At 71.9% G+C, this 19,548-nt stretch carries 16 protein-coding genes; 6 read left to right on the top strand and 10 right to left on the bottom strand.

Going from position 1 to position 19,548, the window contains the following annotated elements:
* The first annotated feature begins 344 nt into the window (after positions 1-344).
* Entirely contained in the window at positions 345-1,475 is a 1,131-nt protein-coding gene (locus ACSTA4_RS23470) for an NAD(P)-dependent malic enzyme (RefSeq protein WP_248774664.1), read from the top strand.
* A 68-nt stretch (positions 1,476-1,543) separates the two neighbouring features.
* Here ACSTA4_RS23470 and ACSTA4_RS23465 read toward each other — a convergent pair whose 3' ends face one another.
* The 4 genes from ACSTA4_RS23465 to ACSTA4_RS23450 form a co-directional block, all read right to left on the bottom strand.
* A complete protein-coding gene (locus ACSTA4_RS23465; protein ID WP_444961051.1) occupies positions 1,544-2,572 on the bottom strand; it encodes a PadR family transcriptional regulator in 1,029 nt (342 codons plus the stop codon).
* Entirely contained in the window at positions 2,573-3,424 is an 852-nt protein-coding gene (locus tag ACSTA4_RS23460; protein ID WP_444961050.1) for a DUF4097 family beta strand repeat-containing protein, read from the bottom strand.
* A gap of 187 nt (positions 3,425-3,611) precedes the next feature.
* Positions 3,612-3,791, bottom strand: coding sequence for a DUF6104 family protein (locus ACSTA4_RS23455; RefSeq protein WP_013154687.1), 180 nt, complete (start codon positions 3,789-3,791; stop codon positions 3,612-3,614).
* A gap of 80 nt (positions 3,792-3,871) precedes the next feature.
* Positions 3,872-7,531: a multifunctional oxoglutarate decarboxylase/oxoglutarate dehydrogenase thiamine pyrophosphate-binding subunit/dihydrolipoyllysine-residue succinyltransferase subunit gene (locus tag ACSTA4_RS23450; protein WP_444961049.1), complete on the bottom strand. Its 3,660-nt coding sequence runs from the start codon at positions 7,529-7,531 to the stop codon at positions 3,872-3,874.
* Between the two features lie 636 nt (positions 7,532-8,167).
* Here ACSTA4_RS23450 and ACSTA4_RS23445 point away from each other — a divergent pair.
* Complete coding sequence (locus ACSTA4_RS23445) at positions 8,168-8,542, top strand: BlaI/MecI/CopY family transcriptional regulator (RefSeq protein WP_274978222.1); 375 nt, start codon at positions 8,168-8,170, stop codon at positions 8,540-8,542.
* A gap of 185 nt (positions 8,543-8,727) precedes the next feature.
* Here ACSTA4_RS23445 and ACSTA4_RS23440 read toward each other — a convergent pair whose 3' ends face one another.
* Both ACSTA4_RS23440 and ACSTA4_RS23435 read right to left on the bottom strand, forming a co-directional pair.
* Positions 8,728-9,960 carry an MFS transporter gene (locus ACSTA4_RS23440; RefSeq protein ID WP_444961048.1) on the bottom strand — a complete coding sequence of 411 codons (1,233 nt, stop codon included), beginning with the start codon at positions 9,958-9,960 and terminating at the stop codon, positions 8,728-8,730.
* Between the two features lie 95 nt (positions 9,961-10,055).
* On the bottom strand, positions 10,056-11,141 hold the full coding sequence (locus tag ACSTA4_RS23435; protein WP_274974524.1) for a suppressor of fused domain protein: 1,086 nt from the start codon (positions 11,139-11,141) through the stop codon (positions 10,056-10,058).
* Between the two features lie 198 nt (positions 11,142-11,339).
* On the opposite strand from ACSTA4_RS23435, the gene rlmN reads away from it, so the two are divergent.
* Together rlmN and ACSTA4_RS23425 are read left to right on the top strand one after the other, a co-directional pair.
* Positions 11,340-12,437: a 23S rRNA (adenine(2503)-C(2))-methyltransferase RlmN gene (gene rlmN / locus ACSTA4_RS23430; protein WP_274974523.1), complete on the top strand. Its 1,098-nt coding sequence runs from the start codon at positions 11,340-11,342 to the stop codon at positions 12,435-12,437.
* A gap of 31 nt (positions 12,438-12,468) precedes the next feature.
* On the top strand, positions 12,469-12,939 hold the full coding sequence (locus ACSTA4_RS23425; protein WP_444961047.1) for a hypothetical protein: 471 nt from the start codon (positions 12,469-12,471) through the stop codon (positions 12,937-12,939).
* Between the two features lie 77 nt (positions 12,940-13,016).
* Here the strand turns inward: ACSTA4_RS23425 and ACSTA4_RS23420 are convergent, their stop codons facing one another.
* Genes ACSTA4_RS23420 through ACSTA4_RS23410 form a run of 3 tightly spaced genes read right to left on the bottom strand, consistent with a single transcriptional unit; the run spans position 13,017 to position 16,269 of the window.
* Positions 13,017-14,615: an ABC transporter permease gene (locus ACSTA4_RS23420; protein ID WP_444961046.1), complete on the bottom strand. Its 1,599-nt coding sequence runs from the start codon at positions 14,613-14,615 to the stop codon at positions 13,017-13,019.
* The gene (locus tag ACSTA4_RS23415; RefSeq protein WP_444961045.1) at positions 14,612-15,541 is read right to left on the bottom strand and encodes an ATP-binding cassette domain-containing protein; all 930 of its coding nucleotides are present in this window, start codon (positions 15,539-15,541) and stop codon (positions 14,612-14,614) included. Before ACSTA4_RS23415 ends, ACSTA4_RS23420 begins: the two co-directional genes overlap by 4 nt.
* Before the next feature lie 53 nt (positions 15,542-15,594).
* On the bottom strand, positions 15,595-16,269 hold the full coding sequence (locus tag ACSTA4_RS23410; RefSeq protein WP_444961044.1) for a TetR family transcriptional regulator: 675 nt from the start codon (positions 16,267-16,269) through the stop codon (positions 15,595-15,597).
* 134 nt (positions 16,270-16,403) lie between these two features.
* Between ACSTA4_RS23410 and ACSTA4_RS23405 the strand changes: the two genes are divergently transcribed.
* Both ACSTA4_RS23405 and ACSTA4_RS23400 read left to right on the top strand, forming a co-directional pair.
* Complete coding sequence (locus tag ACSTA4_RS23405; protein WP_444961043.1) at positions 16,404-17,219, top strand: carbon-nitrogen hydrolase family protein; 816 nt, start codon at positions 16,404-16,406, stop codon at positions 17,217-17,219.
* Positions 17,220-17,458: 239 nt separating this feature from the next.
* Positions 17,459-17,701 carry a hypothetical protein gene (locus ACSTA4_RS23400; RefSeq protein ID WP_444961042.1) on the top strand — a complete coding sequence of 81 codons (243 nt, stop codon included), beginning with the start codon at positions 17,459-17,461 and terminating at the stop codon, positions 17,699-17,701.
* 241 nt (positions 17,702-17,942) lie between these two features.
* Here the strand turns inward: ACSTA4_RS23400 and ACSTA4_RS23395 are convergent, their stop codons facing one another.
* Entirely contained in the window at positions 17,943-19,451 is a 1,509-nt protein-coding gene (locus ACSTA4_RS23395; protein WP_444961041.1) for a CoA-acylating methylmalonate-semialdehyde dehydrogenase, read from the bottom strand.
* Positions 19,452-19,548 lie beyond the last annotated feature (97 nt).

Genomic DNA, 19,548 nt, shown 5'->3' with positions numbered 1-19,548 from the left:
GAAGCCGGTGCCGTCCCATCGTGCACACCCGCGATGTTCCTGTGGTCACCGTTGTGAGAGGATTGCGTAACGGGTCATCCCCGTGAGAGGCGGCCGCGCAGCAACTCGTATAGGAGTCCCGCGAAGAACGACTCTCCCCGGCGACACCACCGGTCATGGCCGACCGGCGCCGAGGAGGGCCCCCTAGCAATCGTCACGTCTTCGCGCGCGGTCCGCACCACCGCCAGGTCCGCCCCCGTCATGGCCGACGGCGGGTGGAACACGCAAGACCTGAGGGGTTTTCAGCCGTGACCACTGTTTCGCGTTCCCAGAACCCGCGTCGTGACGACGATCCCGCCTTCGCGATGCACCGCGGCGGCAAGCTCCACGTGACCTCGTCCGTGGACGTCCGCGACCAGGAGGGGCTCTCCCTCGCCTACACCCCCGGCGTCGCCCGCGTCTGCGACGCCATCGCCGAGTCCCCCGAGCTCGTCGACACCTACACCTGGAAGAGCAACCTGGTCGCCGTCGTCACCGACGGCACCGCGGTGCTGGGCCTGGGCGACATCGGCGCCGAGGCCTCCCTGCCGGTCATGGAGGGCAAGTCGCTGCTGTTCAAGCAGTTCGCCGGCGTCGACTCCGTGCCGATCGCGCTGGGCTGCACCGGGGTCGACGAGATCGTCGAGACCGTCGTGCGCATGGCGCCCTCCTTCGGCGGGATCAACCTGGAGGACATCTCCGCGCCCCGCTGCTTCGAGATCGAGCGCCAGCTGCGCGAGCGCCTGGACATCCCGGTCTTCCACGACGACCAGCACGGCACCGCCATCGTCACCGTGGCCGCCCTGCGCAACGCCGCCCGGCTCACCGGGCGCACCCTGGCCGACCTGCGCGCCGTGGTCTCGGGCGCGGGCGCCGCGGGCGTGGCCGTCACCAAGATGCTCGTCGACGGCGGGATCGGCGACATCGCCGTGGCCGACTCCAAGGGCATGATCTACGACGGCCGCGAGGGCCTGACCCCCGTCAAGCGGGAGCTGGCCTCCATCAGCAACCGGGCCGGGCTGCGCGGGTCCATCGAGAGCGCGCTGGAGGGGGCCGACGTGTTCATCGGCCTGTCGGCGGGCGAGGTCCCCGAGTCCGTGGTCGCCACCATGGCCGACGACGCGATCATCTTCGCGATGGCCAACCCCAACCCGGAGGTGCACCCGGACGTCGCCCGCAGGCACGCGAGCGTGGTCGCCACCGGGCGCAGCGACTTCCCCAACCAGATCAACAACGTCCTGGCCTTCCCGGGCGTGTTCCGGGGCGCCTTCGACGCGGGGGCCACGGACATCACCGAGAACATGAAGCTGGCCGCCGCCACCGCGCTGGCCGACCTGGTGGGCGACAAGCTGTCCGCCGACTACATCATCCCCAGCCCCTTCGACGAGAGGGTGGCCCCGGCGGTCGCCGCCGCGGTCGCCGCCCAGGCCCGCGAGGACGGCGTCGTCCGCGGCTAGGGACCCGGACACGACGGGGCCCGGAGGGCGCGCCCCCGCGCCGCCCTCCGGGCCCCTCCGTGTACTGCCTACCTGCCGTCGCCGGGGTCGTCGACCGCCTCGCTCCAGGGATCGGCGGACGGCCTCGGAGGCGTCCCGCCCTCGGGGGCGGGCTCGTCCCCGGAAGTCCCGGACTGCTCCGGGGCGGTGGGCTTCTCCGGGGCGGCGGGTTCCTGCTTCCCCTTCTCGGGGGTGGTGGCGGCCCCCTCCCCGGCGGGAGCGGCCCCGTCGGCCCCGTCCCCGGCCCCCTCCGTGCGGTCGGCGGGCGGGCCCCAGTGCCGCATGTCCCGGCGGATCACCTCGACCGTGTCGTCCAGGATGCGCCGCAGGTCGGTGGCGGCGGCCTCCCCGACGTGTCCCGCCTCGCGGACCACGTCGCGCACGCGGTCGCCGAAGTCGTGCAGCGCGCGCTCGAACTCCGGGCCCTGCGACGGGCGCTCGGAATCGCGCCTGCCGCCCCAGGCGGCTCCGAACGCGCCGAAGCCCTGCGTGAAGCGCTCCCACTCGCGGGACCACCGCGAGCCGTCCTCGCAGCCCTGCCCGGACTGTTCGCGGCTCTCGCCGGACTCCTTTCCGGACGCGTCCGCCGCCTCCTCGCCCCGACCGCTCTCCTCCGAGGCGGTGGAGTCGGCGGTCCCGGCGGGTTCGCCCGGGGCCTCGGGTCCGGAGCGGCGCGCGCCCCCGGAGGCGAACTTGAGCTCGTCGCGCAGCGAGCTGATCGTCGCGCGCACGTCCTGCTTGACCGCGCGGGCGATGTCGCGCACCGAGTCGGTGATCTCCCGCTCCAGGTCGTTCAGGTCGCTCTCGCGCTCGCGCAGCTCCTCGCGGCCCTTGTCGGTGAGGCTGTAGACCTTGCGTCCGCCCTCCTCGGTGTGGGTGACCAGCCCCTCCTCCTCCAGCCGGGCCAGCCGGGGGTAGATCGTGCCGGGAGAGGGCGAGTACACGCCGAGGAAGCGGTCGCGGAGCAGGCTGATGATCTCGTAGCCGTGCCGCGGGTTCTCGTCCAGCAGCTTGAGCAGGTACAGCCGCAGTCTGCCGTGGCCGAAGATGGTGCTCATTCAGGCCCCCTCGGGGATCGCGGCCGGTGCCTCGGGCGCGCGCCGCAGCAGCGCGGTCCGACCGGACGCGGAGTTGGTGGTGATGGAGGCGGGGTCGACGCCGCTGCCGATCCTTCCGCTCAGGACCGTCCTGGCCGGGGCGCTGCGCCGGTCCAGCCCGAAGTCGGACTTGGCGGGCGCCGCCGCGGTGCGCAGCTCCACGGTCGCCGAGGTCTCGGAGGGCACCCGCAGGGCGATCTCGCCCGAGACCGAGGTGAGGCGGACCCGCCCCGCCGGGGCGACGCCGGTGTCGACCAGCAGCTGACCGGAGACGGTCTTGGCGCTCAGCGCGGACAGCCGTCCGCCCGCCACCGCCAGCTGGCCGCTCACGCTGTTGAACTTGAGGCTGCCGTGGGGCTCGCGCACGGCGGTGCTGGCCGAGACGGTGTTGATCTCGGTCTCCCCCGAGACGTCGTCCAGGGTGATCTCCCCGGTCGCGGTCCGCAGCTGGCTGCGGGCGCTGAGCCCGGCGGCGACGATCGGCGCGCTGGCCGTGCTGACCTCGACCGGGCAGTCCTTGGGCAGCCGCAGGTTCACGGTGGCCCTGCGGTGCTGCACGCTCTTGTAGCTGTTGAGCTGGACCGGCCGCAGCCGGTCCAGGAACCCCTGGCCGGTGAGGTCCTCGTACTGGATGGTGAGGATGCCCGCCTCCTGCGTGACCAGGAGGGGTTCACCGACGATGTCGGTGACCTCGAAGGTGACCGGGTCGTCGGTGGGAAGAATGTTGACGTGGCCCCCGATGATCCGGACCCGCAACGCGACGATGCCGTCCAGGGTCTGGGTCATCGGCCTGTCGATGGTCCAACGTGCCATCGTGCTCGGCCCCTTTCGCTCGCTCTGTGGTCTCACGATATGTCGCGTCTGCGGCGAACTCAAGATATGTCGCGGATCGGCGGGTTGTTTCAGGGAGACCTCCGGGCGAACCCCGAGACCGCCGGGGGAGGACCCCGGGCACGCGAAGGGGCCCGGGTCGCGCTGACCCGGGCCCCTCAGGCGGTCCCTACTCGTCGTCCTCGTCGTCCAGCCGCGCCAGCCACGTGGCCAGCCGGTCGACCGGGGTCTCGAACTCGGGGTTCATGTCGGTGAACGCCCGCAGCTGCTCGGCGAGCCAGGCGAAGCTGACCTCCTCGCCGCCGCGGCGGTTCTCCAACTCCTCGATTCCGCGATCGGTGTAGTACACGTTCTTCCTTCTCCGTGCTCGCAGGCCCGCATCGGGGCCCGGCCCGGGGCGCGGAACCGCGCCCCGGGCCTCTCCGGGAGCTAGTCGGCGGGCGGGAAGACCGTGTCCACCAGTGCCCGCTGCTCGGCCTCGTGGCGCTTGGCCGAACCGGCCGCGGGCGCGGAGGAGGCCGGACGCGAGATCCGGGTGAACGGGCGGTCGAGCTGCTCGGAGAAGACCAGCGCGACGAAGGGCCACGGGCCCATGTTCGCCGGCTCCTCCTGCACCCACAGGACCTCTCCCGCGTTGGGGTAGGCCTTGAGCTGCTCGCGGATCTCCTCGATCGGCAGCGGGTAGAGCCGCTCCGCCCGGATGATCGCGGTGTGCTTGTCACCGCTCTTGCGGCGCGCCGCGTCCAGGTCGTAGTAGATCTTGCCCGAGCACAGCACCACGCGCCGCACCTTGTCCGGCGCGATCGAGTCGTCCTTGATCAGCGGCTCGAAGTGGCCCGAGGTGAAGTCCGCGGCGGCCGAGGTGGCGGCCTTCAGACGCAGCAGCGACTTGGGCGTGAACACCACCAGCGGGCGCTCCAGCGGCGACTTGGCCTGCCAGCGCAGCAGGTGGAAGTAGCTCGCCGGGGTGCTGGGGTGGGCCACCGTCATGTTCTCCTGCGCGCACTGCTGCAGGAACCGCTCGATGCGGGCGGAGGAGTGGTCCGGCCCCTGGCCCTCGTAGCCGTGCGGCAGCAGCAGGGTCACGCTGGAGCGCTGTCCCCACTTCTGCTCGCCCGCGCTGATGTACTCGTCGATGATGGTCTGCGCGCCGTTGACGAAGTCGCCGAACTGCGCCTCCCACATCACCAGGGCGTCGGGACGGGTCAGCGAGTACCCGTACTCGAAGCCCAGGGCCGCGTACTCGCTCAGCAGGGAGTCGTGCACGTGGAACCGGGTGATGCCGTCGTCGAACTGCTTGAGCGGCGTGTGGGTCTCGCCGGTCTCGCGGTCCATCAGCGTGGCGTGGCGCTGGCCGAAGGTGCCGCGGCGGCTGTCCTGGCCGATGAGCCGTACGGGGTGGCCGTCCAGCAGCAGCGATCCGAAGGCCAGCAGCTCACCGGTGGCCCAGTCGACCGCGTCGGTCTCGACCATCGTCGCGCGGCGCGAGAGCTGGGGGGCCAGCCGCGGGTGCGGCGTGAAGCCCTCGGGCAGCGACACCTGGGTGTCGATGACCCGCTTGACCGTCTCGGTGCTGATCGCCGTCTCGACGGCGGAGTGCTCCAGGCGGCCCTCGGTGAACACCTCGGGCTTGACCACGGCGCCGGGCTCGATCGGCTTCTTCTCGACCTCGCGGGTCTCGGTGAAGGCCCGCTCCAGCTCCGTCTGGTAGTCGCGCAGCGCCGACTCCGCCTCCTCCACCGTGATGTCGCCGCGGCCGATGAGGGCCTCGGTGAACAGCTTGCGGGTGGAGCGCTTGGCGTCGATGACGTCGTACATCAGCGGCTGGGTGAAGGCGGGGTTGTCGCCCTCGTTGTGGCCGCGGCGCCGGTAGCAGACGAGGTCGATGACGACGTCCTTGTTGAACGCCTGGCGGTAGGCGAAGGCCAGGTGCGCGACCCGGACCACGGCCTCGGGGTCGTCCCCGTTGACGTGGAAGATCGGCGCCTGCACCATTCGCGCCACGTCCGTGGCGTAGACGCTGGAGCGGCTGTCGGACGGCGAGGTGGTGAAGCCCACCTGGTTGTTCACGATGACGTGCACCGTGCCGCCGGTCCGGTAGCCGCGCAGCTGCGACAGGTTCAGCGTCTCGGCGACCACGCCCTGCCCGGCGAACGCGGCGTCGCCGTGGATGAGGATCGGCAGGACGGTGAAGCCCTGCGGGCCCTTGTTGAGCACGTCCTGCTTGGCGCGGACGATGCCCTCGGCGACCGGGTCGACCGTCTCCAGGTGGGACGGGTTGGCGGCCAGCGAGATGCGGATCCTCTGGCCGTCCTGGGTCTCGAAGGTGCCCTCGGTGCCCAGGTGGTACTTGACGTCGCCCGAGCCGTGCGCGCTGCGCGGGTCGAGGTTGCCCTCGAACTCACCGAAGATCTGCCCGTAGGACTTGCCGCAGATGTTGGCCAGCACGTTCAGGCGGCCGCGGTGGGCCATGCCGATGACGGCCTCGTCCAGCTCGGCCTTGGCAGCCTTGGAGATCACGCCGTCCAGCAGCGGGATCAGCGACTCGCCGCCCTCAAGGGAGAAGCGCTTCTGGCCCACGTACTTGGTCTGCAGGAAGGTCTCGAAGGCCTCGGCGCTGTTGAGCCGGTGCAGGATGTGCAGCTGCTCGTCGCGGTCGAGCTTCTCGTGCTCGCGCTCGACGTGCGCCTGGATCCACTCCCGCTCCTCCGGGCTCTGGATGTGCATGTACTCGATACCCACCGTGCGGCAGTAGGTGTCGCGCAGCACGCCCAGCACGTCGCGCAGCTTCATGACCTGCTTGCCGCCGAAGCCCCCGGTGGGGAACTCGCGGTCCAGGTCCCACAGGGTGAGACCGTGTTCGAGCACGTCCAGGTCGGGGTGCTTGCGCTGCTCGTGGTCGAGCGGGTTGGTGTCGGCCATCAGGTGGCCGCGCACGCGGTAGGCGTGGATCAGCTCCTGGACCCGGGTGGTCTTGTCGAGCTGGGTGGCCTTGTTGACGTGGATGTCCTGCACCCAGCGCACCGGCTCGTAGGGGATGCGCAGCGAGTTGAAGATCTCGTCGTAGAAACCGTCCTCGCCCAGCAGCAGCTGGTGGATCCGGCGCAGGAACTCGCCGGACTGCGCACCCTGGATGATGCGGTGGTCGTAGGTGGAGGTCAGCGTCATGACCTTGCTGATGCCCAGCTCGGCCAGGGTGTCGGAGGAGGCGCCCTGGAACTCGGCCGGGTACTCCATCGCGCCCACGCCCAGGATGGTGCCCTGGCCCGGCATCAGGCGCGGGACCGAGTGCACGGTGCCGATGCCGCCGGGGTTGGTGAGGCTGATGGTGGTGCCCTGGAAGTCCGGCACGCCCAGCTTGTTGCCGCGGGCCTTGCGGACCAGGTCCTCGTAGCCGCTCCAGAACTCCGTGAAGTCCATCTCGTCGGACTTCTTGATGGAGGGCACGACCAGCTGCCGGGTGCCGTCGGGCTTCTGGAGGTCGATCGCCAGGCCGAAGTTCACGTGTTCGGGCTTGGCGACGCCGGGCTTGCCGTCCACCTCCGCGTAGGAGTGGTTCATCTCCGGCAGGGCCTTGAGGGCCTTGACCATGGCGTAGCCGATGAGGTGGGTGAAGGAGACCTTCCCGCCACGGCCGCGCCGGAGGTGGTTGTTGATGACGATGCGGTTGTCGAAGAGCAGCTTGACCGGCACCGCGCGCACGCTGGTGGCGGTGGGCAGGCCCAGGCTCGACTCCATGTTGGTCGCGGTCCGCGCGGGTGCGCCGCGCAGGCGCTCCTGCTTGACCTGGAGGGCCTCGTCCTTGCCCTCCTTGTCGTCCTTGCTCTTGGGCTTGGCGGACGCGGCCGGGGCCGCGGGGGCGGCCGGCTTCTTCTTGGGGGCGGAGGCCGCGGGGGCCTTCTCGCCCTGCGCCTTCGCGCCGCTCCCGCCCTTCGCGCCAGCAGTCTCCGCGGGCTTGTAGTCCGCGAAGAAGTTCCACCAGGCCTTGTCAACGGAGTTCGGGTCGTTCAAGTACTTCTGATAAAGCTCCTCGACCAACCACTCGTTGGGACCGAAATCTGTCAGGGGTTGAGACGCCTCAGACGACACGGCGGAGATCGCCCACTTCCGCAGCTCGCTTGTGAATGTGTAGGAAGACGGGTGGCTGCTGGCAAGGCGGGCTCAAGAAACGAACGCGGGAGCTGTTCCGCGCATACGGAGAAGCATCTGGCCTGGCCAGCACTCGTCGGGTACAAGGCTACTTGTACCGGCCTCCGCGCGGGGAACGCTGACCTTGTGGAAACTAGGAGATAGGTAACAATCTTTCACATCGGCGCTGTCGCTACGTGTGAGTAACAAAGCTCAGAGTCGTGAGAGCGCCAGGTTTGCGGGGTTTTGCAGGGGTTTCGCGATGTGAACTTGTTGGCCGCGTCCGGCCATGCCGGATGTGGCGTGTAACACGGTGCCCCCCGGGGAACCGGCCGGGGCGGGCCCCCGTCGGAGGGGGTGCGAGCGGCCGGGCAGGACGGCCGGGCCCCCTCCGCCGGTCTTCCCAGCGGGCGGGACGGGGCCCGGGCCCGGCCGCGAACGCCCTTTCCCTCGTGCGGGGACGCGTGTTCGCTGGTGAAACGCCGGTGACCGGTGTCGAGCGTGTGCGGATCTGTGCGCTCTCCGGAGTTCTCCCACGCGGGAGGCCCCCTCGTGTCTACGATCCTCGGAACCGAGGACGTGACGGGCGGGGAGGCCATGAGGGGTCTGGGTGAACTGGAGGCGGCCATCATGGACGCGCTGTGGCGGTCCGAGGAGCCGATGTCCGTGCGCCAGGTCCGCGAGAGCATGGTCTACGACCGCGACGTGGCCTACACGACCGTCATGACGGTGGCCAACATCCTCTTCACCAAGGGTCTGCTGGACCGGGAGAAGACCGGCCGCGCCTGGACGTACTGGCCGCGCGAGTCGCACGCCGAGTACACCGCGCGGATGATGGACGAGGTCCTCAACACCGGGCCCGACCCCGGCGCCACCCTGCTGCGCTTCGTGGAGCGCTTCAGCGACGAGGAGGTGGCGCGCCTGCACCGCGTGCTGGCCCAGGCCCGGGACCGGCGCGGCGTCGCCAGCTAGCGGGACGTCCGCCGGACGCGCCCTAGGGCGCGTCCGGCGGACACACACCCTGCTGCGCGACGCCCCAGCACAACTCTCGCGGCGTTCTCATCAGTCGACAGGACCCCACCCTGACTCCTTCTTCGGCCTTGCGATAGCCGCACTGGATGCGCCGCTCGCGACGGGCAGCATCCACCGAACGCGCCCTAGGAGCGGGTCAGGGTGCGCACGCTGCGCGAGGAGACCGCGGCCAGGGTGGCCAGCAGCGTCAGCGAGGCCACCAGCACCAGGGCCGGGGCCGGGCCGAACCGCTCGGCGAACGGGCCGATCGCGACCTGCCCGAGGGGCATCGCCACGAACGAACCCAGCGCGTCGTAGGAGTACACCCGCGACAGCCGCTCCCTCGGCACGTTCTCCTGGACGGCGACCTCCCAGGCCACGTCGAACTGCTGCACCGCCACGCCCGCCAGGAACATCGCGGCGAACAGCACCGGCAGCGGCGACGGCCCGGTCAGGGCCAGGAAGGGCACGGCGTGCGCCGTCATCAGCGCCGCGCCGTAGACCAGCGCCCGCCGCGGCTGCCAGCGGGCCGCCAACACGCCGCCCGCCAGCAGCCCGACGCTGTTGGCCGCCATGAGCAGGCCCCACGCGGTCCGGCCGAAGGTCTCGTCGGCGATGCCCGGGCCCAGCACGGCCGTGGCCGCCGACCAGCCCGCGTTGACCACCATGAACTGGAGCACGACGATCCAGACCCAGGGCCGCGACACGAACTCGCTCCACCCTTCCCGCAGGTCGCGCAGCACGTTCGCGTCCCCGGTGTCCACGGGCCCGTCCGCCCGGGCGGCCCGCACGGACAGGAAGGCCGCCCCGGCGCAGGCGAACAGCGCCGCGTCCGCGGTGATCGCCCAGCCCGCGCCCAACAGGCCCACCACGACGCCGCCCGCCGACATCCCCAGGAACATCCCGCCCTGGACGCCCACGCCCATCGCCGCGTTGGCCTGGCGCAGCAGCTCCCGGGGCACGGTCTGCGGCGTCAGCGCCGCGGAGGCGGGCAGGTTCACCGCCGCGGCGGCGCCGTTGAGCAGGCTCAGCGCGATCATCAGCGGCAGCGAGGCGTTGCCCGTCAGCAGGAGCGCGCCCAGGGCCGCCTGGGAGAGCGCGGCCAGGGCGCACCCGCCCTGGAGCACCAGCGCGCGCGGCAGCCGGTCGGCGACGACGCCGCCGAGCAGGAGCAGCGCCACGTTCGCCACCGAGCGCGCGCCCACCACCAGCCCCACGCCCGTCAGCGAGCCGGTCACGTCCAGCACGGCGAAGGCCAGCGCCACCGACGCCATGCCGTTGCCCAGGGCCATCAGGGCCCGGCCCAGTGCCAGCCCGCGGAAGGCCGGGTGCCCCAGCGGAGCCGTCAGCCCCGCGCCTCCGCCTCCGGTGCGCGCCATGGCCCCGCCCCCGTCCCCGCTCGTGCGAACGCGGCGACGATCCCGTCCCGGCCGCGGGGTGTCAACGGTTTTTCGTGCGGCGCCCGGGTTCCCGGCTAACCCAGCACCCAGCTGCGGCCCTCGGCGGCCAGCTTCTCCACCAGGGTGGCGCTGTCGTGCTCCTTGGCGAACAGGTGCTCGGGGCGGGTGATGGGCACGATCCACAGCCACCGCACGGGGTCGCCCTGGAAGGACAGCCCGGCGGTGTCCGGCGGCCGGTGCTCGGGGCGGGTGACCAGGGCGGTGGGGTCCTCCAGGAGCAGCACCGCTCCCGCGCCGCCGCGCATGGCCCGGTCCTCGGGGTTGTCCAGCCACTTGACGGTGTGCCCGGTGCCGAACCAGGTCACCGCCCGCCAGGGGAAGGCGCCGATCCACCGGAAGACGCGGGCGGCGTGGTGCGCGGGCAGCGTCGTGGCCAGGGCCAGCTCCACCCGGGCGTGCTGGGAGGTGTTGGCCATGTAGCGGTCCAGGGTGGGCATGCGCTGACCGCACATCCCGACCGTGGACAGCACCGTGTACGGGCGGTCCGCGGTGGGCGGGCGCTCCGACACGCGCAGCAGCGGCGGGTGGCCGTCGGAGACGTCCCAGTAGTGCCCGGGCTCGCCCACGTTGCGATTGAGGTGGCTGAGCACCGTGCGCTGCACGCTGCGCCATGCCCCCGAGGCGCGCCGCCAGTCCCAGTAGGCCTCGGCGTGCACCACGCGCGGCCACAGCTGCCCGCGCACCGAGTCCAGCTCCCAGGCGTAGGCGCTGCGGCCGATCGCCTCGCGCGCGTACCCCGGCAGCCCGCTGTCGGCCTCCGCCCAGCCCGGGATGACGGCCAACAGCCCCTCCTCGTCCACCAGGGCGACCCCGTCGCCCTCCTCGAACCACACGGCGCGCAGGCGGTCGGGGTCGAAGCGGGGGCGGCCCTGCGGGTGCTTGGTGTAGGCCTCGGGCATGAGCGGGGCCCGGCCCTCGTAGAGCCCGCCGGACTCGCTCGTGCGCGGCGCGATCTCGTGGTTGGCCAGCCACACCGGGACGCGGATGCGCCCGCGCGCGTCCAGCAGGTAGGCGGCCGTGGTGTGGGAGTCACACTCGACGACGACGCGTCGGCTCTGGTACGGGCTGATCTCGTCGAGCAGGACGTCGATCCCTGTCACCGGCCCTCCCACACACCGATCCCCGGTCGTCGTAGCCGGACGGACCCGTCAGGACCGTCCGCGCAGTGCGTAGAATCGACGGTAGTGCCCTGACAGGCGGAGCTGCACCGCGGCGGCGTATAAGTCGTATAACGACACGTTCCGCCGCCGTCCGCGCCCGGGCGCCAGACCACCGACTCCACTTCCTACGGACTGTGTATGCCCGCCGAGCTCACCTTTGTCGCACCCCGCCGTGCCAAACCTCCCCGGCACCTGGCCGACCTCAGCCCCGACGAGCGGGCCGAGGTCGTCCGTGAGCTGGGCGAGAAGCCCTTCCGGGCCAAGCAGCTCGCCCAGCACTACTTCGGCTCCCTGGTGTCGGACACCTCGGCCATGACCGACCTGCCGGCCTCCTCCCGGGAGCGGCTCGGCGAGGCGCTGCTGCCCACCCTGCTCACGCCCGTGCGCCACATCACCTGCGACAACGGCATGACCCGCAAGACCCTGTGGAAGGCGTTCGACGGGGTGCTGTTCGAGTCGGTGCTCATGCGCTACCCGGACCGCGTCACCCTGTGCATCTCCTCCCAGGCCGGGTGCGGCATGAACTGCCCGTTCTGCGCCACCGGCCAGGCGGGCCTGACCCGCAACCTCTCCACCGGGGAGATCGTCGACCAGGTGGTCGCCAGCGCCCGCGACCTGGCCAACGGCGAGGTCGCCGGCGGCCCGGGCCGGATCAGCAACATCGTGTTCATGGGCATGGGCGAGCCCATGGCCAACTACAAGCGCGTGCTCCAGACGGTGCGCCGCATCACCGACCCCGTCCCCCACGGCCTGGGCATCTCCCAGCGCGGGGTCACCGTGTCCACGGTCGGCCTGGTGCCCGCGATCAACAAGCTCATCGACGAGAGGATGCAGGTCCGCCTCGCGATCTCCCTGCACGCCCCCGACGACGAGCTGCGCGACGAGCTGGTGCCCATCAACACCCGCTGGAAGGTCGCCGAGGTCCTGGACGCCGCCTGGCGCTACGCGGGCACCACGGGCCGCCGGGTCTCCATCGAGTACGCGCTCATCAAGGACATCAACGACCAGGCCTGGCGGGCCGACCTGCTGGGCAAGCTCCTCAAGGGCCACCTGGTGCACGTCAACCTCATCCCGCTCAACCCCACCCCGGGGTCCAAGTGGACGGCCTCGCGCCCCGAGGACGAGCGCGAGTTCGTGCGGCGGCTGGAGTCGCACGGGGTGTCGGTGACCGTCCGCGACACCCGCGGACAGGAGATCGACGGCGCGTGCGGGCAGCTCGCGGCGGCCGAGAACTGACCGGCCCGCCCGCGGAGCCCGGGAGCACGGGGTGATCGAGACGGCGCTGGCCTTCGCGGTCGCCCTCGTCTCCGGGCTCGTCCCGGTCATCAACATCGAGGTCTACCTGGTGGGCGCCGTCATCGCGATGGAGGACGGCGCCCTGGTGGCCATGGCGGTGGCGGCCGGGGTCGGACAGACCCTGGGGAAGCTGCCCTACTACTACGCCGGGCGCGGGTCGCTCTCCGCGCCGTGGATCCGCCGCAGGAGCGCCACGCCCGGCAAGTGGGCCGCACGCGCCGAGGGCTGGCGGCGCAGGGCCGAGGAGCAGCCCGCCTGGGGCGCGGGCCTGGTGGCGGTGAGCTCCCTCGCCAGCGTTCCGCCGTTCATGGTGGTGTCGGTGCTGGCCGGGGTGGTGCGGATGAACGTCGTGCTGTTCGCCCTGATCACCTTCGTCACCCGCACCGCGCGCTTCCTGGTCGTGGTGTTCGCGCCCGCCTGGGGTCTGTCCCACCTGCCCTGAGCGCGGTCCGCCCCTGCCGCGGCCCGGGCGCCGCCCGACCGGTCCCCGGCTCGGCGGCGCCCCGGACCGCGTCCCCGTCAGACGCTGGCCAGGTCCCGGCGGCGAAAGCCCGCCAGGGCGACCGCGCTGGCCGCGAGCGCCGCCCCCAGCGCGACGGCCACCGGGACGGTGTCGAACTCGTCGGCGGGCAGTTGGGGCAGCAGCCCGAACGCGCTCAGGTCCAGCAGCCGGTCGTCCAGGCCCAGCATCGGTCCGAGCAGCGAGACCAGGAGGCTGTAGCCCAGCCACGCCCACACCAGCGGGGTCAGGCGCGGGACCGTTCCCACCAGCAGCGCGGTCAGCGCGGCGAACAGCAGGGCCACCGGCAGCTGGGCCAGGGCGGCCTCGGTCATCGTCCACGTCCAGGAGGGGTCCTCCAGGGCCGCGGACGCGCTCAGGCCCATGCCGACGCCGCCCGCCACCACGATCACCGCCGAGGACAGCACGCTGACCAGCAGGGCGCCGCCGAACCAGCGCACCCTGCCAACGGCCGCGGCCAGGGTCAGCTCGGCGCGCCCGGAGGTCTCCTCGCCCCGCGCCCGCAGCACGGACATGACGGCGTAGGCCGACGCGGCCATCAGCACGTAACCGCTCATGGTGCCGAGGAAGCCCCCGGTGACGTCGTCGGCGGAGTCGCCGAGGACGGCCAGCAGGTCGGGGTTCTCCTCCAGCATCCCCTCCACCTCGGTGACCAGCGAGCCGAACGCGAGGGCGAAGAGGAAGACCGCGGCCGTCCAGGCGAGGATCGCCCCGCGCTGCTGGTGCAGGTGCAGCGCGAACACGCCGTTGAGCAGCCCGCCCGCACCGGCCGGACCGGGCCGGGAGGGGACCAGGCCCGCGCCGAGGTCGCGCCGGTCCGCCAGGGCGTAGGCCAGCGCGAAGAGCACCGCCACGAGGACCGCGTACAGCGCCAGCGGCCACCAGCGCAGGTCGTCGAACACGCGTGTCTGCTGGACCCAGGCGAACGGCGACAGCCAGGACAGCGCGTTGCCGCCCTCCTCGGCCATGTCGCCGACGACCCGGAACAGGAACAGCACGCCGGTGACCAGGAAGGCCAGGCCCGCTGCGGCGCGTCCGTGCTCGGTGACCTGCGCGCACACGGCGGCGACTGCGCCGAAGGAGATCCCGGCCAGGGCCAGCCCCAGCCCGTAGGCCGCGGAGTCGGCGACCGACAGGCCGTTGCCCGCCATGGCCAGCGCGGTCAGGCCGCCGATGAGCAGGTTGACGACCGAGATGGTCACCAGCGCGGCGGTCATCTGGGCGCTCGTGCCCAGGACGCTGGCGCGCAGCAGTTCGGCGCGGCCGCTCTCCTCCTCGGCGCGGGTGTGCCGGACCACGTGCAGGACGCTCATGACCGCCAGGGCGATGAGCACGCTCATGGTTAGCTCGTTGACCACCATCGGGCCGAGCTGGTAGTCGTCCAGCCCGTACCCGGGGCCGCCGAAGACGACGCCGGTCGGGGTGTCCATGAGAGCCGCCCGGGCCTGGCGCTGGGCGTCGGTGGAGAACATGTCGTCGAGGGTCGGAACGGTCGCGACGACGGTGCCGACCAGGGCCAGGGTCCAGACGGTCAGCCGGAGGCGGTCGCGTCGCAGGACGAACCGGACGAGGGTGCCGGTGCCGGTGAACGCGTTCATGCCTCGGTCCCCCCGTCGCCGTCGGCCCCGTACGCCGCGAGCTCGTCGCCGTAGTGGCGCAGGAACAGCTCCTCCAGGGAGGGCGGGTTGCTCACCAGGGAGCGGATGCCGAGGCCGGTGAGCGTGCCCATGACGGCGCCCATGCGGGTGTTGTCCACGTCGAAGGCGACGGTGTCGCCGTCGAGTCTCAGGTTGTGCACCCCGTCGGCGCCCTCCAGGACCCGGGCGTCCCCCGTGACGGTGGCGCGCACGGCGGAGCGGGTCAGGTGGCGCAGGTCGTCCAGGGTGCCCGACTCCACCGCGCGTCCCCTGCGGATGATGGTGACGGTGTCGCACAGCTTCTCCACCTCGGAGAGGATGTGGCTGGAGAGCAGCACGGTGCGGCCCCGGGCCTTGGCCTCCAGGACGCACTCGGTGAACACGGCCTCCATGAGCGGGTCCAGGCCGGAGGTGGGCTCGTCGAGGATGAGCAGCTCGGCGTCGGAGGCCAGGGCCGCGACCAGGGCGACCTTCTGCCGGTTGCCCTTGGAGTAGGCGCGCGCCTTCTTGGTCGGGTCCAGTTCGAAGCGGGCCAGCAGTTCCCGGCGGCGCGCGGGGTCGAGTCCGCCGCGCAGCCGCCCGAGCAGGTCGATCGCCTGCCCTCCGGTCAGGTTGGGCCACAGGGTGACGTCGCCGGGCACGTAGGCCAGGCGCCGGTGCAGGGCGACGGCGTCCCGCCAGGGGTCGCCGCCGAGCAGGCTGACCGTCCCGGCGTCGGCCCTGAGCAGGCCGAGCAGGACGCGGATGGTAGTGGACTTCCCGGAGCCGTTGGGTCCGAGGAAGCCCGCGACCTGGCCCGTGCGGACGGTCAGGTCCAGCTTGTCCAGGGCCTGGAAGCGGCCGAAGCGCTTGTCGACGCCGCGGACCTCGATGGCGGTCGGTGTCATGGTCGTCGTTCCCTCCGTGCGTGGTGGGGGTCGGGGGCGGGGGTTCGGGGCGGTCAGCGGGGTTCCTCCGGGGGATCGCCGACGTACGCGAGGTAGGCGTCGAGGATCGCGCGCTCGGTGAGCAGGCCCTCGGTGTACAGCTCCAGGGTCGGGAGCATGTACTCCCGCGACCACTCGTGCGCGACCCGGGCGAAGTCGACCTCACCCTCGAAGCGCCCCAGCGTGAGGAACAGCAGCAGCGACCCGAGGGAGTTGGCGGCCAGGTAGCGGGCGCGCCGGGCCGGGTCCCGGCTCGGGCGGATGGTGCCCTCGGCCTCGCCCGTGGCGAGGTAGACCTCGATGTCGGCCACCATGCGCTCGAAGAGCCCGGCCGCGAGCGGGCCGCCGGCCTGCATGGAGCGGACGACGTAGGCCAGGAGCGGGGCGTACTGCTCCATCGTCGCGAGCTGGTGGAGGAAGGTCTGCCCGTCGTGGCTGGTGACCGTGTCCGTCTTGACCTCGTTCACGGCCGCGGTGACGTGGTCGTCGCAGGCCCGCCGGAGCCTGTCCTTGGAGCCGAAGTGGTGGATCACCAGCCCGGGGGAGACCCCGGCCTGTTCGGCGATCGCCCGCACGCTCACGCCGAACCCGCGCTGGCCGAAGCACGCGATCGCCGCGTCGCGGATCCTGGCGCGCGCCGTGAGATCGGACTCCCTCTCGGGCGGGTCCGGACGGTCGGTTGAACTCATGTTCAATACATTAAACGCTTGTTCAGCCTCTTGGCAAGGGGGAGGCCCCGGTCCGCGCGGACCGGGGCGGCGACGCTGGCCGTACACTCGGTGCACGGCGCCCCGGGCGCCCCACGCCGACGAGGAGAGGTTCGATGGTGCAGGTCGCGGTCGCCCAGTTCGCCCCCGGTCAGGACAAGGCGCGCAACCAGCGCTCGGTGGCGGAGCTGACCGCCCGCGCCGCGGCGGACGGGGCCCGTGTGGTCCTGTTCCCCGAGTACGCGATGTTCACCGCGGGCCGCGTCGACCAGCGCTACGTGGCGGCGGCCGAGCCCCTGGACGGCCCCTTCGTGTCCGAGGCCGCCGACACCGCCCGGCGGGAGGGTGTGCACCTGGTGCTGGGGGTCGGCGAGGCCGAGGGCGGCGCCGACGCCACCCGCTTCACCAACACGCTGGTGGCGCTGTCGCCGGAGGGCGAGCGGGTCGCGCACTACCGCAAGATCCACCTGTACGACGCCTTCGGCGCCCGGGAGTCGGACGTGCTGCGTCCCGGCCCGATCGAGGAGCCCGAGACCTTCACCGTCGACGGCGTGGTGTTCGGTCTACAGACCTGCTACGACCTGCGCTTTCCCGAGGTGACGCGGCGCATCGCCGAGGCCGGGGCGCACGTGGTGCTGCTGGCCGCGCAGTGGGTGCCCGGCCCGCTGAAGGAGGAGCACTGGCGGACCCTGGCCCGGGCGCGCGCCATCGAGAACACCGTGTACGTGGCCGCCTCCGGGCAGGCGGCGCCCGCGGGCGCGGGCAACAGCATGGTGGTCGATCCCATGGGGACACCGCTCGCGGCCCTGGGTGAGCAGACCTTCGCGGTCGCCTCGGCCGGGGTTTCGGCCTCTCGGGTCGAGGAGGTGCGGGAGCTCAATCCTGCGCTCTCCCTGCGCCGTTTTTCGGTCTCTGTGCGGGCCGAGGACTGAGGTCCCGGATCACTACCGCCCCGCAGCTAGCCGGACAAAACTAATGAATCCCATCCTGCGAGACAGGGTCTTCCCAGGCATCATCACTTAGGGTTATGATTCCCGTGCATGGTGTGATGTAGATCGGTCCGAACCATTCCAGGTGCCCAAAGCTTCTGATTCAATAAAGAGCCGGTAACTATCGGCCCGCCAGACTGTCCTAAACCACGGGGGGAGCAAGGACATTGCGCGGAACGAGCATGATGTGCGAACCAGATACGCGGCCCGCGATCGACGTCGAGGTCTACGATCCGGACTCGCTGAGCTGGGCGCAGTGCATGGGGGATGCCTGCGTCGTCTGCCACACCAAGTGGCCCCGGCCCCGCCGGATGCTCGGTGAGCTCCCGGACGGGAGTGCGGTGTTCGGTTGTGAGGAGTGCGCCGACCTCGTCGGCGCGGAGCCCCGGGTGGCCGCCGAGGAGCGGCTGTTCGCGGTGCGCTAGCGGTGCGCAGACGGTCGCGCTCCGGGTCCAGGGGGAGAGGCGGACCCGGAGCGCTCCCGTTGGCGCGCCCGCTTCCATTGGGGAGGAGGGGAAATGAGCGCGCCCTTCCCGGATGGTTCGTGCGTCGGCTGCCGGCGCCGACCACGCCCCGTGAGGGGCGTCCTGTGACAACGATACTCCGTGTCGTTCACCGCCGACCGACAGTGAGGCAGATCCGTCCGTTATTTTCGCGGAATCCGAGTCAACCGTTGGTGGGGAACCCCAGGTCGACGCCTCCTTCGGGCCGCTGGCCCGGGTCGCTCCAACGGGCCGTGACCGCTTTGGTGCGGGTGTAGAAGTGGACACCCTCCGTGCCGTGCGCGTGTGAGTCGCCGAACAGGGACTGCTTCCAGCCGCCGAAGGAGTAGTAGGCCATCGGCACCGGGATGGGGACGTTGATGCCCACCATGCCGACCTCGACCTCGTTCTGGAACCGCCGGGCGGCGCCCCCGTCGTTGGTGAAGACCGCCGTGCCGTTGCCGTAGGGGCTGGCGTTGACGAGCTTGACCGCCTCGTCGTAGCCGCCCACGCGCACCACGCTCAGTACCGGGCCGAAGATCTCGTCCCGGTAGCACGACATCTCGGGGCCGACGTGGTCCAGCAGCGACGGTCCCAGCCAGAACCCGTCCGGGCTCCCGCCCGACACCGGGTGCACGCGGCCGTCGACCGCCAGGGTCGCGCCCTCGCGCACCCCCGACTCCAGGTAGGAGGCCACCCGGTCGCGGTGCTCCCTGGTGACCAGCGGCCCCATCTCACTGCGCTCGTCGTCGCCGGGGCCCACGCGCAGGCGCGCCACCCGCTCGCGGATCCGCTCCACCAGCTCGTCGGCCACCGAGTCCACCACGGCCACCGCGGAGATGGCCATGCACCGCTCGCCCGCCGAGCCGAACCCGGCCGAGACCGCCGCGTCCGCGGCCAGGTCCAGGTCGGCGTCGGGCAGCACCACCATGTGGTTCTTGGCCCCGCCCAGGGCCTGCACGCGCTTGCCGTGCTCGGCGGCGGTCCGGTACACGTACCGCGCGATCGGGGTGGAGCCCACGAAACTGACCGCCGCCACGTCCGGGTGCTCCAGGAGGGCGTCCACCGCCTCCTTGTCGCCGTGCACCACGTTGAACACGCCCTCGGGCAGGCCCGCCCCGGCCCACAGCCCGGCCAGCAGCACCGACGCGGAGGGGTCCTTCTCGCTGGGCTTGAGCACGAACGTGTTGCCGCAGGCCAGGGCCACCGGGAACATCCACATCGGCACCATCGCCGGGAAGTTGAACGGCGTGATCCCGGCGACCACGCCGAGCGGTTGGAGGATCGAGTAGGCGTCCACGCCCGTGGACACGTTCTCGGAGTAGCCGCCCTTGAGCAGGTGCGGGATGCCGCAGGCGAAGTCGACGACCTCCAGGCCGCGGGCCACCTCGCCCCGGGCGTCGGAGAAGACCTTGCCGTGCTCGGCGCTGATCAGCTCCGCCAGCCGGTCGGCGTTGGCGCTGAGCAGCTCGCGGAAGCGGAACAGGACCTGCACCCGCCGGGACAGCGGCGTGTCGCGCCACCCCGGGAAGGCCTCCCGCGCGGCCGTCACCGCCGCGTCGACCTCCTGCCGTCCGGCGAGGTCGACCGCGCCGGTGACCCGCCCGGACGCCGGATCGTAGATGTCCCCCGTGCGCCGGGCCGGCCCCTCGTGGGCGGTCCCGCCGATCCAGTGGGTGACGTGCTTGCTCATGCCGCTCTCTTCCTTGTCCACAGGGGCGCGGTCGGGGCTGGTGCGCCGCGCCCCGGCGCGGTTTGCTTGATACGGGGGGTCCCCGGGGGCCGCCGGC

Source organism: Nocardiopsis sp. M1B1 (assembly GCF_052466615.1).
The sequence above is the reverse complement of the archived record's forward strand: the minus strand, read 5'-3'. Positions and strand labels throughout refer to the sequence as shown.

What these genes read in the sequence shown, in the direction of transcription:
- ACSTA4_RS23440 (WP_444961048.1), bottom strand. Translation starts at nt 9,960, where the DNA reads ATGGCGCGCACCGGAGGCGGAGGCGCGGGGCTGACGGCTCCGCTGGGG.
- ACSTA4_RS23460 (WP_444961050.1), bottom strand. Translation starts at nt 3,424, where the DNA reads ATGGCACGTTGGACCATCGACAGGCCGATGACCCAGACCCTGGACGGC.
- ACSTA4_RS23405 (WP_444961043.1), top strand. Translation starts at nt 16,404, where the DNA reads ATGGTGCAGGTCGCGGTCGCCCAGTTCGCCCCCGGTCAGGACAAGGCG.
- ACSTA4_RS23410 (WP_444961044.1), bottom strand. Translation starts at nt 16,269, where the DNA reads ATGAGTTCAACCGACCGTCCGGACCCGCCCGAGAGGGAGTCCGATCTC.
- ACSTA4_RS23415 (WP_444961045.1), bottom strand. Translation starts at nt 15,541, where the DNA reads ATGACACCGACCGCCATCGAGGTCCGCGGCGTCGACAAGCGCTTCGGC.
- ACSTA4_RS23395 (WP_444961041.1), bottom strand. Translation starts at nt 19,451, where the DNA reads ATGAGCAAGCACGTCACCCACTGGATCGGCGGGACCGCCCACGAGGGG.
- ACSTA4_RS23470 (WP_248774664.1), top strand. Translation starts at nt 345, where the DNA reads ATGCACCGCGGCGGCAAGCTCCACGTGACCTCGTCCGTGGACGTCCGC.
- ACSTA4_RS23445 (WP_274978222.1), top strand. Translation starts at nt 8,168, where the DNA reads ATGAGGGGTCTGGGTGAACTGGAGGCGGCCATCATGGACGCGCTGTGG.
- ACSTA4_RS23465 (WP_444961051.1), bottom strand. Translation starts at nt 2,572, where the DNA reads ATGAGCACCATCTTCGGCCACGGCAGACTGCGGCTGTACCTGCTCAAG.
- ACSTA4_RS23400 (WP_444961042.1), top strand. Translation starts at nt 17,459, where the DNA reads ATGATGTGCGAACCAGATACGCGGCCCGCGATCGACGTCGAGGTCTAC.
- rlmN (WP_274974523.1), top strand. Translation starts at nt 11,340, where the DNA reads ATGCCCGCCGAGCTCACCTTTGTCGCACCCCGCCGTGCCAAACCTCCC.
- ACSTA4_RS23420 (WP_444961046.1), bottom strand. Translation starts at nt 14,615, where the DNA reads ATGAACGCGTTCACCGGCACCGGCACCCTCGTCCGGTTCGTCCTGCGA.